16 protein-coding genes are annotated in these 17,131 nt (G+C 64.0%); 5 read left to right on the top strand and 11 right to left on the bottom strand.

Features of this window, described 5'->3' with window-relative positions:
* Positions 1–14 precede the first annotated feature (14 nt).
* From SO139_RS07830 to SO139_RS07820, 3 genes are read left to right on the top strand one after another with little or no spacing between them, the layout of a single operon-like run.
* The gene (locus SO139_RS07830; protein WP_449380128.1) at positions 15–485 is read left to right on the top strand and encodes a (2Fe-2S)-binding protein; all 471 of its coding nucleotides are present in this window, start codon (positions 15–17) and stop codon (positions 483–485) included.
* The gene (locus SO139_RS07825) at positions 482–2,614 is read left to right on the top strand and encodes a xanthine dehydrogenase family protein molybdopterin-binding subunit (RefSeq protein ID WP_498539869.1); all 2,133 of its coding nucleotides are present in this window, start codon (positions 482–484) and stop codon (positions 2,612–2,614) included. The genes SO139_RS07830 and SO139_RS07825 overlap by 4 nt, the downstream gene beginning before the upstream one ends.
* Entirely contained in the window at positions 2,611–3,315 is a 705-nt protein-coding gene (locus tag SO139_RS07820; RefSeq protein WP_498539868.1) for a molybdate ABC transporter substrate-binding protein, read from the top strand. Before SO139_RS07825 ends, SO139_RS07820 begins: the two co-directional genes overlap by 4 nt.
* Positions 3,316–3,429: 114 nt before the next feature.
* Here the strand turns inward: SO139_RS07820 and SO139_RS07815 are convergent, their stop codons facing one another.
* The 4 genes from SO139_RS07815 to SO139_RS07800 all read right to left on the bottom strand — a co-directional run bounded on the left by SO139_RS07815 (position 3,430) and on the right by SO139_RS07800 (position 7,127).
* Entirely contained in the window at positions 3,430–4,236 is an 807-nt protein-coding gene (locus tag SO139_RS07815) for an SDR family NAD(P)-dependent oxidoreductase (protein WP_498539867.1), read from the bottom strand.
* Between the two features lie 22 nt (positions 4,237–4,258).
* Positions 4,259–5,551 (bottom strand): TRAP transporter large permease, encoded by a 1,293-nt coding sequence (locus SO139_RS07810; protein WP_449380124.1) that lies wholly within the window; start codon positions 5,549–5,551, stop codon positions 4,259–4,261.
* Positions 5,542–6,090 carry a TRAP transporter small permease gene (locus SO139_RS07805; RefSeq protein ID WP_498539866.1) on the bottom strand — a complete coding sequence of 183 codons (549 nt, stop codon included), beginning with the start codon at positions 6,088–6,090 and terminating at the stop codon, positions 5,542–5,544. Before SO139_RS07805 ends, SO139_RS07810 begins: the two co-directional genes overlap by 10 nt.
* A 65-nt stretch (positions 6,091–6,155) precedes the next feature.
* Positions 6,156–7,127 (bottom strand): TRAP transporter substrate-binding protein, encoded by a 972-nt coding sequence (locus tag SO139_RS07800; RefSeq protein ID WP_498539865.1) that lies wholly within the window; start codon positions 7,125–7,127, stop codon positions 6,156–6,158.
* 614 nt (positions 7,128–7,741) lie between these two features.
* Between SO139_RS07800 and SO139_RS07795 the strand changes: the two genes are divergently transcribed.
* Positions 7,742–8,518 carry a cyclase family protein gene (locus tag SO139_RS07795; protein ID WP_498539864.1) on the top strand — a complete coding sequence of 259 codons (777 nt, stop codon included), beginning with the start codon at positions 7,742–7,744 and terminating at the stop codon, positions 8,516–8,518.
* A gap of 12 nt (positions 8,519–8,530) precedes the next feature.
* Here the strand turns inward: SO139_RS07795 and SO139_RS07790 are convergent, their stop codons facing one another.
* The 3 genes from SO139_RS07790 to SO139_RS07780 form a co-directional block, all read right to left on the bottom strand.
* The gene (locus tag SO139_RS07790; protein WP_449380120.1) at positions 8,531–9,259 is read right to left on the bottom strand and encodes a Crp/Fnr family transcriptional regulator; all 729 of its coding nucleotides are present in this window, start codon (positions 9,257–9,259) and stop codon (positions 8,531–8,533) included.
* A 290-nt stretch (positions 9,260–9,549) separates the two neighbouring features.
* Positions 9,550–9,759 carry a hypothetical protein gene (locus SO139_RS07785; RefSeq protein WP_449380119.1) on the bottom strand — a complete coding sequence of 70 codons (210 nt, stop codon included), beginning with the start codon at positions 9,757–9,759 and terminating at the stop codon, positions 9,550–9,552.
* A 31-nt stretch (positions 9,760–9,790) separates the two neighbouring features.
* Positions 9,791–10,504, bottom strand: coding sequence for a Crp/Fnr family transcriptional regulator (locus SO139_RS07780; RefSeq protein ID WP_498539863.1), 714 nt, complete (start codon positions 10,502–10,504; stop codon positions 9,791–9,793).
* 158 nt (positions 10,505–10,662) lie between these two features.
* Here SO139_RS07780 and SO139_RS07775 point away from each other — a divergent pair, with 158 nt between their 5' ends.
* Positions 10,663–10,980, top strand: a complete 318-nt coding sequence (locus SO139_RS07775) for a c-type cytochrome (protein ID WP_498539940.1) — start codon at positions 10,663–10,665, stop codon at positions 10,978–10,980.
* A 6-nt stretch (positions 10,981–10,986) separates the two neighbouring features.
* Here the strand turns inward: SO139_RS07775 and SO139_RS07770 are convergent, their stop codons facing one another.
* The 4 genes from SO139_RS07770 to SO139_RS07755 form a co-directional block, all read right to left on the bottom strand.
* Complete coding sequence (locus tag SO139_RS07770) at positions 10,987–12,090, bottom strand: ABC-type transport auxiliary lipoprotein family protein (RefSeq protein ID WP_449380117.1); 1,104 nt, start codon at positions 12,088–12,090, stop codon at positions 10,987–10,989.
* Positions 12,091–12,093: 3 nt separating this feature from the next.
* Positions 12,094–12,873 carry an ABC transporter ATP-binding protein gene (locus SO139_RS07765; protein ID WP_498539862.1) on the bottom strand — a complete coding sequence of 260 codons (780 nt, stop codon included), beginning with the start codon at positions 12,871–12,873 and terminating at the stop codon, positions 12,094–12,096.
* A gap of 2 nt (positions 12,874–12,875) precedes the next feature.
* Entirely contained in the window at positions 12,876–14,012 is a 1,137-nt protein-coding gene (locus tag SO139_RS07760) for an ABC transporter permease (protein ID WP_449380115.1), read from the bottom strand.
* Between the two features lie 360 nt (positions 14,013–14,372).
* Complete coding sequence (locus SO139_RS07755) at positions 14,373–17,066, bottom strand: bifunctional acetate--CoA ligase family protein/GNAT family N-acetyltransferase (RefSeq protein ID WP_498539861.1); 2,694 nt, start codon at positions 17,064–17,066, stop codon at positions 14,373–14,375.
* Positions 17,067–17,131 lie beyond the last annotated feature (65 nt).

Raw genomic sequence — 17,131 nt, 5'->3', positions numbered from 1 at the left:
GGTCGTCGCCGGTCATGCCAACGATTCGATTTCGTCTGAACGGCTCCGACACCGCGATCGACGCCGACTCGGATCAGATGCTGCTCGTAGTGCTACGCGGCAAGCTTGGCCTCATGGGCAGCCATTTCGGCTGCGGCGCCAATGAATGCGGCGCGTGCTACGTGATGGTCGATGGCCACGCGCTCGCCTCCTGCGACATGCCGCTGTGGTCGGTGGCCGGCAAGGAGGTCACGACCGTGGAAGGTCTCGGCACGCCCGAGCACCCGCACCCGCTACAGCGCGCCTTCGTCGCCGAACAGGCGATGCAATGCGGCTATTGCGTGTCGGGTATTTTGATCAGCGCGGCAGCCCTCTTGAAACGCAATACGACGCCGACGGAAACGGAGATCCGTGAAGCGCTCGATCGCAACCTCTGCCGCTGCGGCTCGCAGAACCGCATGGTGCGGGCGGTGCTGCGCGCAGCATCGGAAATGGCCCCGCCATGAGCACGCCGCCCCCTGCACCGCAATTGCCGCCCAGCCTGGCGGACAATCCAAGCCTGTCGTCATGGGTGAAATTCACGCCCGACGGGCGCGTTGCGATCTCCCCGGGCAAGGTCGAGATCGGCCAGGGCATCGTCACGGCGCTGGCGCAGATCGCAGCCGACGAGCTCGATGTCGATATCGGCCGGATCGCGATGATCCGCGCCTCGACGGGCGCGAGCCCGAACGAAGGAGTGACCTCGGGCAGCCTCTCGATCCAGCAATCGGGCCGCGCGCTTCGCCAGGTCTGCGCCGAGGTGCGCCGATTGTTCCTCGCAGCGGCGTCGGAGCGGCTCGGCGTCGACGCGTCGACGCTCGACATCGACGATGGCACGATGTCCGGACCGGGCAATGTCCGGACCAGCTATTGGGAGCTCGCCGGCGAGGTCTCGCTCGATCGCAACGCGACGGCAGAAGGGATCGCGAAGCTGACCGCTGCGCGCCGCGTTGCCGGACAGTCCGTTCAACGGATCGACATCCCCGACAAGGTGTTCGCGCGGCCGCGCTTCATTCACGACACGCCGCTGGCGAACATGCTGCATGGCCGCGTGCTTCGAGCGGAGGTGTCGGGCGGAAAGCTCGTCACGCTCGACGAAGCGGCAGCGCGCGCGGTTGCCGGGTTCATTGCCATCGTACGAGACGGCAGCTTCGTGGGCGTCGTCAGCGAGACCGAGGACGGCGCCGAGACCGCGTTGAGAGCGTTGCGGAAGGGCGCGTCCTGGTCGGCGGGAGAGCTGCTGCCGGACGAGAACGACCTGGCTGGGTTCCTGAAGAGCCAGTCGGTCGAGACGAGGATCATCGACAGCAAAACCGCAGCCGCGCCGAAGCAGGTCGCGCGCACGATCCACCGGCAATACACGCGTCCCTATATCGCGCACGCCTCGATCGCGCCGTCCTGCGCGATGGCGCAATGGGAGGGAAATCGCGTCCACGTCTGGACGCACAGCCAGGGCGCCTACATGCTGCGCGCCGACCTTGCGATCGTGCTGAAGCTGCCGGCCGAGAACATCACCGTCGAGCACATGGAGGGTGCCGGCTGCTACGGCCACAATGCGGCCGATGACGTTGCGCTCGACGCGGTGCTGCTGGCACGAGCAGCCGGCGGACGTCCGGTGCGGGTGCAATGGTCGCGGCACGATGAGATGTCGCATGCGCCGTTCGGTGCGGCGATGGCGATCGAGATCGAGGCGGATCTCGACGCGCATAGCGAGATCGTCGGCTGGCGGCACGCGATCTGGAGCAACGGCCATACCGCGCGGCCGGGACGCGCGGCGCAGCCTGCCTTGCTCGCGGCAACCGAGCTCGCAACGCCCTATCCGCGCCTGATCTCGTCGGATCCTCCGGCGGCCAATGGCGGAGGCAGCGACCGCAATTCCGTTCCGTTCTATAACCTGCCCGCTTGGACGATCGAAAGCCATCGCCTCCTCGCCATGCCCGTCCGCACCTCGGCGCTACGGACCCTCGGCGCCCAGGGCAATGTGTTCGCGATCGAGTCTATGCTCGACGAGATCGCGGCCATCAGCGGTGACGACCCCGTTGAGTTCAGGCTGCGCCATCTGCGCGACGAGCGGGCAAAGGATGTGATCCGCGCCGTCGCAAAGCGAGCGAATTGGAAGCCGGAGAAGAAGGCCGGGACCGGCTATGGCATCGGCTTCGCGCGCTACAAAAACACCGGTGCCTATTGCGCGGCGATTGCCGAAATCGCGGGCGAGGACGACATACGTGTCAAGCGGTTGACGCTTGCGGTCGACGTCGGCGAGGCCATCAATCCGGATGGTGTGATCAACCAGATCGAGGGTGGCGCGATCCAGGCCACGAGCTGGGTCTTGAAGGAGCGCGTCCGCTTCGACCGCACGCACATCGCCTCCACGTCCTGGACGGATTATCCGATCCTGACCTTCAGCGAGGTGCCCGCCGTTGACGTCGAGGTCATCCAGCGGCCGGAGGTCGCGCCGGTCGGCGCCGGCGAAGCCGCGCATGGTCCGGTGACGGCCGCGATTGCGAATGCGGTGTTCGATTGCCTCGGCGTCCGCGTGCGCGACTTGCCGATCACGCGCGAGAGGCTGATCACAGCAATGGAGCTTGCGTCGTGACGGCGATCCATATTTTAAGCGGCGGCGCGGCGCAGGGCCTGGTCGCCCAGCTTGCCGAGAACCTCAAAGCGCGGACCGGCTGTGGAATCGAAGGCGAGTTCGGCGCGGTTGGTCTGATGGCCGACAGATTGCGTGGAGGCACGCCGGCCGACATCGTCATCCTCACGCGCGCGCACGTGACCAGGCTTGCCGACGAAAAGCTTGTCGATCCGACTTCAATCGCCGATGTCGGCGTCGTCGAGACCGCGCTCGCCGTCCGCGCCAACGACCCCGAGGTCACCGTCAAGACCGAGTCCGACCTGCGGGACGCGCTGCGCGCGGCCGATGCAATCTTTGTCCCCGACACCAAGGTCTCAACAGCCGGAATTCACGTCGCCATGGTGATGGAGCGGCTCGGCATCGCCGGCGAGGTCGCGTCACGCCTCAGAATCTTTCCGAACGGCGCGACCGCGATGCGGCAGCTCGCGGCATCCGATGCCAAACGGCCGATCGGATGCACGCAGGCGACCGAAATCATCGCGACTGAAGGGACTGTGCTGTCCGGCTCGCTCCCGCCGGGGCACGAACTCGCGACGATGTATACGGCGGGTGTCACGACGCGCGCGGCACATGTCGCCGCGGCGCGCGTGCTGATCGAACTGCTAACCGACGGAGATCAGAGAGAGCTGCGCCGGCGTGTGGGCTTTGCGGCTAAGTCCTGATGAGATCAAGTTCCGTCGATCGCCTGGAAGTCCACCTCTCCCTTCGGGAGAGGTGATCCGAGTCCTCGGCTCACTCTGAATAAAGCCATTCCGCTTTAGATAAAGGCGCTCGCGCTATTTGCTGAGCTGCGTGAGACCGGTCGGCGGACCGTCGACGGCCGTCCAGCCGCCATCGACGAACAACGTGCTGCCGCTGACATAGCTTGCGGCATCCGAGGCGAGATAGGCCACGGCAGTCGCGACCTCGTCGGCGCTGCTCCAGCGGTTGAAGACGGTATGCCGGGCATAGAGATCGTAGATGTCGGGACGCTGCTTGAACGGGCCGGTCAGCGCGGTCTCGGCGATGCTCGGCGCAATCGCGTTGACGCGAACGCCGGCATGCCCGACCTCGGAGGCAAAGCCCTTCACCAGGAGACCGATCGCCGCCTTGGTCGATCCGTAGATGCCAAGACCGGGCTCGATGGTGACAGCACGCACCGAGGAACAGGCGATGATGCTGCCGCCCTTCTGCTCGACCATGATACGGCCGAAGGCCTGGAAGAACCAGACGGTGCCCTTGACGTTCAGGTTGAGGACGCGGTCGAGATCCTCCTCGGTATAATCGAGAATGGTCTTGCGGATGTTCAACCCCGGCGTCGTCACCGCGATGTCGAGCCGCGGGAATTTCTGCATCACGGTCGCGGCCAGCGCATTGACATCGGCGGCGCTCGCAGCATCGCACGCAGCCGCCTCAGCCCAGCCGCCCTTGTCGCGAATGCCGGCGGCGGTCGCTTCCGCTGCGTCCAGCGCACGATCGGCGCAGACGATGCGGGCACCGAGCCCGGCCAACGCCTCGGCCGACGACTTGCCGATGCCCGATCCGGCACCCAGCACCACCGCGGTCTTGCCGGTGAGATCGAACAGCTTGCGATAGTCCGTCACGGATAGCCTCTCCCTGTTGCGGCTACCCCTTGTACCCCATCAGCAGACGCGGCAGCCAGAGCGAGAAAGCAGGGACGTAGGTCACGAACATGAGCGCTGCGATCAGCGCGGCGTAGAACGGCAGGATGGTGCGCATCACCGCGCCCACCGAGATGCCACCGATGGCACAGCCCACGAACTGCGTCGTTCCGACCGGCGGGGTGTTCAGCCCCAGGGCGCAGTTGATCAACATCAGCATGCCGAACTGCACGGGATCCATGCCCGCCTTCATCGCTATCGGGAGGAAGATCGGGGTGCAGATCAGGATGGTCGCCGCCATGTCCATGAAGGTGCCGAGCAAAAACAGGATGACGTTGATGAGCAAGAAGATCATCCAGGGTTCCGAGGACACCTTATTCATCATGTCGCCGGCGAGGTCGGCTACCTCGTAGAGTCCCATCAGATACTGGAACATGGTGGAGACGCCGATCAGCAGCAGCACCACGCCTGTCGTCTTCACCGCCTTGGCCGCGGCCCGCAGGAAGTTCTGCAAGGTCATCGTGCGGTAAATGAAGAACGTCAGCAGGATCGTGTAGGTGACTGCGACGGCTGCAGATTCGGTTGCAGTAAAGACGCCGGACAGGATGCCCGCCAGGATGATGCCGACGATCAGAAGGCCGGGCAGCGCGGCCGCGAGCGAGCGGAACACCTCGGCCCAGCCCGGGAACTTGCCGGCCGGGTAGCCCCGCTTCACCGCGACCGCGTAAGCGGCGACCAGCATGCACGCCATCAGCACGAGCGCCGGCAGGATGCCGGCGGCGATCAGCGCGCCGATCGATACCTTGCCGCCGGCGGCCAGGGCATAGATGATCATGTTGTGGCTGGTCGGCATCAGCGCTCCGACCAGCGAGGCGTGGGTGGTGACGTTGACGGCGTAGTCGGTGTCGAAACCTTCCTTTTTCATCATCGGGATCATCACCGCGCCCATCGCCGACACGTCGGCCACGGGCGAGCCGGATACGCCGCCGAACAGCGTGCAGGCGACCACGTTCGACATGCCGAGCCCGCCGCGGATGTGTCCGACGAGATTCTTGGCAAGCTGCACGATCTTGTCGGCGACGCCGCCATGCAGCATCAGCTCACCGCTGAAGACGAAGAACGGGATGGCGAGGAAGGAAAAGATGTTCATCCCCGACATCATCTGCTGGAAGATGACGGCAACCGGCAGGCCTTCGTAGAGAATGGTGCAAATGGCCGAGAGGCCGATCGCAAACGCGACCGGGACGCCGAGGACGAGGAAGCCGAAGAAGGTGGCGCCGAGAATGATCAATTCCATGAGGGGACGACCTCTTCGCCGCGCAGGAGAGCAATGATGTGCTCGATTGAAAAGGAGACGATCAGGACGCCGGAGGCGATCAGCGGTACGTAGCGGACGACCTCAGGAAGGCCGAGATTGGGGATCTTCACGGTGCCGACCGACGCCCCGAGGATCCAGCCGTTGTAGACCATCGCAATGCCGAACAAGGCCACCAGAACGTGGATCACCAGCTCGATCTTCTCTCGCAAATGATCCGGAAGCATCACCAGCAGACTGTCCATGCCGATGTGTCCGGCATCGCGCACGCCGACGGCGGCACCGATCAGCGTGACATAGAGGATGAGAACCAGCGCAAGGTTCTCCGTCCAGGTCGGGCTGGAATTGAGCACGTAACGTCCGAACACCTGGTAAAACACGATGGTGACGATGACCAGCAGGCCGCTCACGGACAGGTACATGCCGACGCGAGCGATGACGGCGTTGATCCGCGACAGCAAGCCGGTCGACGGGCGTGCGGCAGCCTCCGGCTCGTGGCTTGCGACGTGTGGGTCTGTCATTCCCGCGCCTCCTTGCGAGGGTCCGGCGTCGCCGCTCGGCGACGCCGGAAGCCGACGCGTTCTTCCTACTTCGTGTCCTGGATACGCTTGACGAGGCTCTTCAGCTTTTCGTCACCGGCGAACTTGTCGTACACCGGCTTCATCGCATCGACGAACTCCTGCTTGTTGGCGATCGTGACGACCTGAACGCCGGCCGCTTCGACGGTCTTGCGGGAGGCCTGCTCGCGCTCGTCCCAGAGCTTGCGCATCACGGGCACCGAGTTCTTGGCCGCCTTGCGGATCATCGCCTGATCCTCCTTGCTCAGCGTGTCCCAGACCTTCTTAGACATCACCAAAACTTCGGGCGCCAAGGAGTGTTCGGTGACATTGTAGAACTTGGCTGCCTCGAAATGCCGCGACGATTCGTAAGAGGGCCAGTTGTTCTCGGCGGCGTCAACCAGACCGGTCTTGAGCGCGGTATAGACCTCGCCATACGGCATCGGCGTCGGGTTGGCCCCGAGGGTCTGGATCATGCCGACCCAAAGGTCGGATTGCTGGACGCGGATCTTCAGGCCCTTGACGTCCGCGAGCGACTTGATCGGCGCCTTGACGGTGTAGATGGAGCGCGCGCCGCTGTCGTAATAGGCAAGGCCGATGAGACCCGCGGGCTCCATCGCCGCCAGGATTTCATCGCCGATCGGCCCGTCGAGAACGTTGCGCATGTGCTGCGTGTCCCGGAAGACGAACGGCAGACACAATGCGATGGTTTCCGGCACGAAGTTGTTCAACGGCGATGCGTTGATCCGCATCATGTCGAGCGCGCCGATCTTGAGCTGCTCGATGGTGTCCTTCTCAGAGCCCAGGGCTCCATTTGGAAACACCTTCACGCCGAGCTTCCCACCGCTCGCCGTTGCGAGCTCCTTGCCCATTGACCTGACGGCTTCGACGGTCGGATAATCGGCGGGGTGTACGTCGGCGGAGCGGAAATCGCGTGCGGTCGCCAGGGGCGCTGTGACCGCCAGCGCAACGGCCGTGATGATGCCGGTTAGTGTCTTCATCTGGTCTTTCCTCCTCACTTGATTATGTCGTCGTTGCGCAGGTGCTGCGGGCCGCCTTAAGGCGCTCCTCTTCAGGTGCGAAGTCAAGCGTCACACGCGCACCACCTTGGTAGCATTGTGTGCGAGGGAGTCGGGCGGATTCGGCTGCTTCATCATCGCGGCCGCGAAGTCCTCGGCGTCGCGAAGGTTGACCTCCCCGCCGTGGTGCTGCGGCGGGATCGAAGGCCCCAGCCAGCGCAGCGCGTGGTAACGATGCTCAATGTACCCATGGATGTTCCTCTCGTCTTATGCTCGACCGCTATTGGTTGCGGTTTGGAGGTTCGGTCGAGACGGTCGCCCCGTCCCTGAGCGGACGCGCTGCATCAGCGCGAAGTCGCCCTTGTCGTCCCTAGGGCGGGCGGCATTCCCTGTCCAAGCCAAATACGGCATCGATCAATGCAAGAGTTGCATCGATGCACCCGGCCGCGACTCGCCTTCGGCAGGCTGGCTTGATGTCGCCGGCGCGTCCCCTGACCTCGCCAGCGCGTCACTTGACGTCGCCGGCGCGTCACTTGACGTCGCCAATGGAGGCCCCCCAAGATGCCCGAAACACCGGACCGTCTTGAGGGAATGCCATGCCGCGGAAGCTGATCGACATCTCGGTGCCGTTGCAGAATGACGTGCCGGCCGACCCGCCCGGCAACCATCCGACGATCCAGTACATCGATCATCAGCAGGGGCTGCCGCGCATGCTGCAGTTCTTCGACGGGCTGAAGGCCGAGGATCTGCCCGATGGTCAAGGCTGGGCGGTGGAGCAGGTATCGCTGTCGACCCACAATGGCACGCATCTCGATGCGCCCTGGCATTTCCATCCCACCATGAACCGCGGCGAGCGCGCCTGGACGATCGACGAGGTGCCGCTCGAGTGGTGCCTGCAGCCCGGCGTCAAGCTCGACTTCCGCCATCTGCCAGACGGCCATGTGGCGACCGCCGCCGACGTGGAGAAGGAGCTCGCGCGTATCGGGCACACGCTATCGCCGCTCGAGATCGTCGTCGTCAACACCAGCGCCGGCGCGAAATTCGGGCGCGCCGACTACGTCAATTCAGGCTGCGGCATGGGCTATGAGGCCACGATGTATCTGCTCGAGCGCGGCGTGCGGCTGACCGGCACCGACGGCTGGAGCTGGGACGCGCCGTTCGTCCATACCGGCAAGAGATATGCTGAGACGAAGGATGCGAAGCTGATCTGGGAAGGTCACAAGGCGGGGCGTCACATCGGCTACTGCCATCTCGAGAAACTGCACAATCTGGAGAAGCTGCCGTCGACGGGCTTCACGATCTCCTGCTTCCCCGTGAAGATCGAACGGGCTTCGGCAGGCTGGACGCGAGCCGTCGCTATCATCGACGGCTGACACCGAACGTTGTCACCCGCCTTCGAGACCGCTTTCGGCAAGCTCGCGCAACGCGTCGATGTCGAGCACGACGATGGCGCCATGCTCGAGGCGGACCCAGCTCCGCGCGGCCCAGGCGCGCAACTGCTTGTTGATGCTCTCGCGGGTCATGCCGACCATCTCGCTGATCTCCTGCTGGGTGATCGCGAGGGTTCCGCTGCCGGAATCGAGCTTGCGCTCCTCGGTCAGGCCGAGCAGCGCACTGGCGAGCCGTCCCGGCAGGTTCTGCAAGATCACCTGCTCGACCTGCTGGCTGGTCCAGCGTAGCCGGCCGCAGAGCAGCTCGATAAACTTCATCGCCAATTCAGGCTGGCTCTTCACGAACGGAAGGAAATCCCGCCGATCGATGATGTAGAGCTCGCAATTGGTGTTGGCGGTGGCGTCTGCCGACCGTGGCGCACCATCGAGCACCGCGATCTCACCAAAAATTTCTCCTGGACCGATCAAATTGAGGATGGCGTTTCGGCCATCGGGCGAAGAGGAGGAAATTTTTACAGTTCCGGTGATGACCGCAAAAAGGTTGTTGCCGGGATCGCCCTTCGCGGCGATCGTCGCGCCGCGCTTGACGGTGGTGTGCTTGGCATAGCGGCAGAGCTGGTCGAGCGCCTCCGGCTCCAGATCAGCGAAGATCGGATGCTTGCGCAGCACCGAAAGCTTGTTGCCCGACGACTGTCGGGGATCGCTGGTCTTGTCCTGAGGCACGCCGTCGGACTCCTAAGACTGCGAGGTACTGGGGTTCCTGCGTAGTCAACGTTACCGGGCTTTTCAACCGGAAACCACACATATGCACTTTAGGGCAAGTGCCGGGAAAGGGAGCGTTCCCGCCGCCCCAAGGTGCGCATCCACAGGCTGCATCAAAGGGATGCGCGCGATGCTGAGTTGCGAATTAACCATAAGCGCGGCGATGCACGGCCTTTGCCTCGCAGGGCCAAGATGGACCTTCCACCAACTCCATCTCAGGTCACGCCAATGAGGCTATGACCTCAGCCGCCTCAATGTTTGAAGGCTGTTTCGTTCGACTTGAGCTGGTTAGGCCTCGTTTGGCGGTCCGCCCATGCCAACACCGCCGCGAAGGCGACGAAGACGGTCACAACGGCAATGGTCATCAACAGCGCATCGATCGGCATGGTGCTGCCCCCCTGAGCTTTCATCAACCTGGGCAGTATGCGCGGCCGCCGATCGTCGTCCTTGATCGCGATCAAAAATCAGCGATCACCATGGTAAAGAGGTCTCTCAGGCAGCCGCCAGTGCCTCGGCGCGCGCCGGATCAAGCAGGCTGATACCGCCATGGAGGATCTGGATCACGCCGACACGCTCGAGCTTGGTGAAGGTGCGGCTGACCGTTTCGATGGTCAGTCCAAGATAGTCGGCGATATCCTGGCGGCTCATCGGCAGGGGCACCGTGCCTGACGGCCCGTTGAGCAGTGTCAGGCGCTCGCGCCAGCCCAGGAGAAAGGTTGCGACCTTCTCCTCCGCCGAACGGCGTCCCAGCAGGACCATGTGATCGCGAGCCTGGCTCAACTCGCGCACGGCGAGCTCGTTGATACGGCGCAGGAGATGCGGCCTGTCCTCGATGAAACGGCCGAACGCGGCCTTGGCAAACTGGCAGACCGTCACGGGGCCGATCGCGTCCGCAGAGAAGTTGTAGCGACCGGAGACATTCATCCCCAGGAAGTCGCCGGGCAGCGCGAAGCCGACGATTTGCCGCCGCCCATCCGGCAACAGCTTGTAGAGTCGCATCACGCCTTCGAGAAGATTGTAGAAGGATGTCGTGATGTCTTCCTCGGAAAATACCGTCTCGCCGGCGATAAAATGCACACGGCGCCCCAGATGCTCGAACTCCCTGAGTTCAGCCGCATCGAGCGAAGCGCACATGCTGAAATCACGTATCGAGCACTCCCTGCAGAAGTGCCTGTTGGGTTCGATTGCAACCAGGGAAGACTTCATTCATCGCTCCAGCCAGGCGCACCCGCCTCCGGCCTTAAGCCGAGTCTGCCGCGCTTCGGCATTTTACTGCCTTGTCACAGATGCAGTTGACCCAGATCAATTTTGCGATGCGCCGCCTCCGTATTCTCTGTGCCGGCCCCTTCGAGACCAATCCCTTCATGCTGCAATTCACGCTTCGTCAGATCCTGATCGCGCTTCTCCTGGCAACACCGGCCCTCGCCGCCTCCAAGGCCGAGCAACGCGGCAAGGCCTACGCGCGCGCCAATTGCGCGCGCTGCCATGCCATCGACCGCAGGTCGGAAAGCCCGCTGAAGATCGCTCCGGCATTCCGGACGTTGCATCAACGCTACCCGATCGAGACGCTCGGCGAAGCGCTCGCGGAGGGCATCTATACCGGCCATCCGGACATGCCCGCCTTCGAGCTCAATCCGGACCAGATCCACGATCTCCTGTCTTATCTGAAGACGCTGGAATAGCGCTGGCTAGACCGACTGCACGGTCCAGCCGATCAGTTCCTTTGCAATCTGCGCAAACGCAGCGTTGAAAGCCTCGACTGCGGCGGCCGGCTCGATCTTGTCGAGCTTTTCGCTGGCCTCCAGAAGACGCGAGGCGATCACCTTGCCGTTCTTGTCGACGATCCTCGCCGACAGGCCAATCTCGGCAACCGGATCACCGTCGGTCGAGATCCGGAAGCGCCTGATGTCGATCAGGAGCTGATGGTCCGCCTGACCGATGTCGCTCGTCCGCAACGGCGCATGCGCCATGTCATAGTTCTCGAAACTGTCGATCAGCCTCGCCTGCAGAAGCTTGGGAATGCTGTCGGCCCACAGGAACTCGGCGAAGCCGGGATAGTCGCCGGTCGGCGAGAACAGCATCCGCTGTGTCTGCAACATCGCGACCGCGGTCGGCTCGGGGATCGCCAGTGCCTCCGTCAGGGTCTTGCCGACAGGACCGATATTTTGCGGGGCACGGAGATCATAGGTGATCTTCTGGGCTGGAGCACCACCGCCCGTCATCTTCTCCAATCCGGCGACAATGCCGTCGAGTTTGCCGGTGTTGCGCGCAAGCCCTTCCGAGAAGGTCTTGAAATTGGCGATCGTGTCCTTGAGCGGCCCGGAGTTCTCTTCGAGCACCGAATCCACGCGGCGCAGAGCATCGCGCGCCGCCTGAGTCATGCTCTGTCCGGCGCCGGCATCTGCGATCAGCACCGGCATCTCGCCCGGCTTTGCGACGATCATCCCGCCCTCGAGCGCCACCACCGGCACGCCGGTCAGGCCCTGGAAATCCAGGCCTACCCTGGTGTCGGCACGCACTGGCGTGGCGGAGGCCACCGAGATCGTCGCATTGACGAAGCGCGGATTGTCCGGAGCAAGCGCAAGCGCGGCGACCTCACCGACGCGGATGCCGTTGAACAGCACGCCCGCGCCGACCAGAAGTCCGGGCACGGGGCCCTGGAACTGCACGTGGTAGCTCGTCCGCGGCCCAATACCGCCGGTGTTGTTCAGCCAGTAGATGAAGCCGAAGACAGCAAGAATCGCAGCCATCACGAAGGCGCCGATCAGAACGTAGGGTGCGCGGGTTTCCATGTCTCATCTCATCTGAGGTTGCAGCATCTGGGAGCGCTTGCCGTGGAAATAGGCTCGCACCCAGGGATGCTCGGATTGAAGCAGCTCGCGCATCGGCCCGATGGCCACGATCTTTCCGTCCGCAAGTGCAGCGACGCGATCGCATACGGTCGTAAGGCTGGCCAGATCATGGGTGACCATGAACACGGTGAGCCCCAACGTCCTCTGCAGGGTCTTGATCAACGCATCGAAATCGCCGGCGGCGATCGGATCGAGGCCTGAGGTCGGCTCGTCCAGGAACAGGATCGGCGGGTCTAGTGCCAGCGCGCGCGCCAGCGCGACGCGCTTGGTCATGCCGCCGGATAGTTCTGCCGGATATTTGTCGCCGTCCTGCGGCCGCAACCCCACCATCTCGAGCTTTGCAGTCGCGATCTCGTCCATCAACTCCTGCGACAGGACGAGATTTTCGCGGAGCGGAAACTGGATGTTCTGCCGCACCGTCAGCGATGAGAACAGCGCACCCTGCTGAAACAAGATGCCCCATTGGCTCGCGACGCTCTGGGTGCTGCGGTCGTGCGTCGAGCCGATCGGCTGGCCCATCACGTCGATCTCACCGCTTCGGCATGGGATCAGGCCGATGATGGTGCGCATGAGAACCGATTTGCCGCCACCCGACGCGCCGACCAGCCCGAGGATCTCGCCACGGCGGACATCGAGCGACAAATGATCGAGCACGGTCTGGTGGCCGAAGCCGACTACGAGATCGCGGACGCGGATCGCAAATGCCTGTAACGTATCCGCCATCGTCACATTCCGATCGAGGCAAAGAAGATCGCAAACAGGCCGTCCAGCACGATGACGAGGAAGATCGACTTCACCACCGATGTCGTCGTCTGCTTGCCCAGCGATTCCGCGCTGCCCTTCACCCGCAGCCCCTCGCTGCAGGCGACGATGCCGATCACCAGCGCCATGAACGGCGCCTTGAGGATGCCGACCTCGAAATGGGTGACCGAGATCGCCTCGTGCAGCCGCGCGAGATAGATAGCCGGCCCCATGTCACCGTAAAATTGGGCGACCAGGCCGCCGCCATAGAGAGCGGCAATCGATCCGATGAAGGCCAGGATCGGCAGGGCGATGACGAGCGCCATCACGCGCGGCAGGATCAGCACGTCGACCGGATCGAGCCCCATGGTCGCGAGCGCATCGATCTCCTCCCGCATCTTCATCGAGCCGAGCTCGGCGGTATAGGCACTGCCCGACCGCCCGGCGACCATGATGGCGACGATCAAAACGCCGAGCTCGCGCAGCACCAGAATGCCGACCATGTCCACCGTATATGACTCGGCGCCGAACCTGCGGAAATGGAAAAAGCCCTGCTGCGCGATGATCGCGCCGATCAGGAAAGTGATGAGCATGATGATCGGGATCGCCTGCCAGCCGATGCGGTAGAGCTGATAGACCAGCGACGTCAGCCGCAACGACCGCGGCCGCCGCACCACGCCAATCAAGGCCATGAACAGCGCGCCCAGCATTTGCAGGAAGATCGCGATGTCTTCCCGCGCGCCGACCGTGGCTTTGCCGAGCTCGTTCAGCCGCAGCAAGGCCGGGTTGGGTATCGGCAGGGACGTCGGGTTGTGCCGATTGACCTGACGAACCTCGTCCATGAGCCCGCTATAATTGTCGGCAACGCCGACGATCTCGGCGGTGCTGCCCGTCGACGGGCCCCGGCGGGACAGCTTCTCGAGCAACCATGCGCCGAGCGTATCGAGCTCGCTCACCTCGCTCATGTCCAGCTTCACGGCCCTCGACCGGTCGACATCGGCCTTCACCGAGCGCGACAGCGATTCGAGCTTCGAGACATTGGCTGCGATCCACGGCCCGGCTGGGCGCAGTTCGAGCACGTCACCGGACGGCATCGCCGCCAACAAAGGTTCAGCGTTCAAGATCACACCTCCTCGGGACGACCGGTCCCAAGCTAGCATGCGTCGTTTCTAGGCCGGCGCATGGCAGCCCGATTGACCTGCCTCAAGCCGGCCACACGTCTCCATGCTTGACGCAAATGATAGTTGCCGCGAAACACGTGCCCTCCTCTCTCGCTTGCGGGCAATGTAACAAGAGCCCGTCATGCCCGGACTTGTCCCGGGCATCCACGTTCTTTGGGCTGCAAAGTAAGGCGTGGATGGCCGGGACAAGCCCGGCCATGACAATGTGGAAACTTCAGCGCCCCAAGCGCTTACGTCATATGCGATTACGCTGCCTGCCAGCGAGAGACGTTGAGCGAGCTTCCGCGGCCACGCTACGCTTCAGAGTTTCAGCCGTACGTCGCAGATATCAGGCTCGACCGGGTCCGGCTTCACTTCGAAGCCGAGCTGGCGGCACATGTCGAGCATCACGATGTTCTCCTGCAGCACATCGCCCGATATGACCTTCAGTCCTTCCGATCTCGCATATTCGATGATCAGGTGCATCAGGGCCCATCCGAGTCCCCTGCCCTTCAGATCGGACCGCAACAGAATAGCGTATTCGCCGGTCTCGTAGATCGAGTCAGAATGGATGCGGACCGCGCCAACCATGTCGCCGGTCGCCTCGTCGAAAGCGATGAAGGCCATGGCGCGGGCATAGTCGAGTTGCGTCAGACGCGCGATGAACTGGTGGGTGAACTCCTTCATCTGCGCGAAGAAGCGCAGGCGAAGATCGTGCGGCGTCACGTGCCGCAGGAATTCGTGAATGGTCGGCTCGTCCTCGGGACGCATCGGCCGCACGAAGATGCGCCAGCCCTCCTTGAGCTCGAGGTGACGCTCCCATTGCGACGGATAGGCGCGAACGGCAAAATTGGCCGGCCCTGAGCCTGCGAACTTTCGCTGCGGCGCCCCTACCGCGACGCGCGCATCGACCGCCGTCACCCCGGTCTCGTCGGCAAGCAGCGGATTGATGTCCAACTCCCGGATCTCGGGAATGTCAGCGGACATCTGGGCGAGCTTGACCAGCACCATGGCGACGGCGTCCTGCTTGACCGCCGGCACGTCGCGATAGGCGCGCAGCAGGCGCGAGACGCGGGTGAGCTCGATCAGGTCGCGCGCAAGCTGCAGATCGAGCGGCGGCAGCGCCAGCGCCTTGTCGTTGATGATCTCGACCGCGGTGCCGCCCCGCCCGAAGACGACGACCATGCCGAAGGTCGGGTCGTCGGCAAGGCCGAGGATGAGCTCGCGCGCCTTCGCCTTCACGACCATGGCCTGCACGATGACGCCGGAAATGCGCGCCTCGGGCCGCAGCTTCCTCGCCCGGGCCAGAATGTCGGTAGCGGCAGCGCGCACGGCGTCGGGTGTGGTCAAGTTGAGGACGACCCCACCAACATCGGACTTGTGCACGATGTCGCGCGACAGGATCTTGAGTACGACGGTGGCGCCCTGCGAGAACATCTCCCTGGAATGAGCGACCGCCTGCTCGACATCGGCAGCCGCGTAGGTCGGCACCATGGCAATATCGTAGGCCTCGAGCACCCGCTTGATCTCGACCGGCTCGAGCCATTTGCGGCCATCCGCGATGGCGGCCCTCACGATTTGTCTTGCGGCTTCGACGTCGGGCGCAAATGAGTCAGGCATCGCGGGCGGCACCTGCGTGATCTCCTCGACCAGCTCGCGATGCCGCACCAGGTGCATGAACCCGCGCACAGCATCGTCCTCTGTCGGGTAGTTGGGGATGCCGGCGCTTGAGAGCGTCTCCACGATTGTCTGTTCGGCCCCGACCCAGGCGGCGAGCACGGGCTTGGCCCAGCTACGATGCTGCTCGCGGTATTTCCTGACGAGTTCAGTCACGGTGGTCGCGATATCGGACGCGGACGCGATCGCGGTCTGGACGTTGAGCACCAGCACGGCGTCGTTGCCGGGATCGGCGAGCAGTACTTCGAGCGCAGCCGCGTAGCGAGAGGCGTCCGCATCGCCGACGATATCGACGGGATTTGCGCCCGACCAGGTCGAAGGCAGTATCGCGTCGAGGTTTTGCCGCATCTCCGGCGTCATGGGCGCGGGAATGCCGCCGAGCTCGACGAGACGATCGACCGCGAGAACACCGATACCGCCGCCATTGGTCAGAATGGCAAGCCGCTTTCCGCTCGGCGATTCGACGCGCCCGAGCGTCTCCGCACAGTCGAACAGCTCGCGCAGGTCGGACACGCGCAGGATGCCGGCACGGCGGAATGCTGCGTCGTAAACGGCATCGGCGCCGGCGAGAGCTCCAGTGTGCGTCGCGGCCGCGCGCGCGCCTTGCGCCAGGCGGCCGGACTTCACGACGACCACCGGCTTGACCCGCGCCGCGGCGCGCGCCGCCGACATGAATTTCCGTGCGTCCTTGATCGCCTCGATATAAAGCAGGATCGCGCGCGTCTTGTGGTCGAGCGCGAAGTAGTCGAGGAGATCGGCGATATCCACGTCGAGCTGGTCGCCGATCGAGACGATTCCGGAGAAGCCGACGCCGCGCTGTGCCGCCCAATCCACCATGCCGGCAGCGATCGCGCCCGACTGCGAGATCAGCGCCAGGCTGCCTGCGCCGGGCATGTGAGCTGAGAAGCTCGCATTCAGGCTCGCGCCGGGCATCATGATCCCGAGGCAATTGGGACCGATCAATCGCATGCCGTATCTTTGCGCTGCGACGAGTGCCGCTTCTTCGAGAGATCCGGGACCATGCCCGAGCCCCGCGGTCACGATCAGCGCGCCCGCCGAGCCACGGCGGCCGGCCTGCTCGATGATGCCGGGCACCTCGCCCGCCGGCGCGGTGATGGCAACGAGTTCCGGCACGAATGGCAGCCTGTCGAGACTGTCGACGGCCGGAACGCCGGCGATCTCGGCATAGCGCGAGTTCACCAGCCCTAACTCGCCCTTGAAGCTCGCCTTGCGGATGTTTTCCAGGACCGCACGACCGACCGACACGTGCCGTGGGCTGGCCCCGACGAGTGCCACCGATCGGGGCGACAGCAAATTCTTCAGACGATAGGTCGACATGTCGCAATCATTCACTCGGCGCCGGGCGACGTGTTTGGAACCCGGCCATGACAGATGGCTGAAGC

It is taken from the genome of Bradyrhizobium sp. UFLA05-89 (assembly GCF_059803475.1).
The sequence above is the reverse complement of the archived record's forward strand: the minus strand, read 5'-3'. Positions and strand labels throughout refer to the sequence as shown.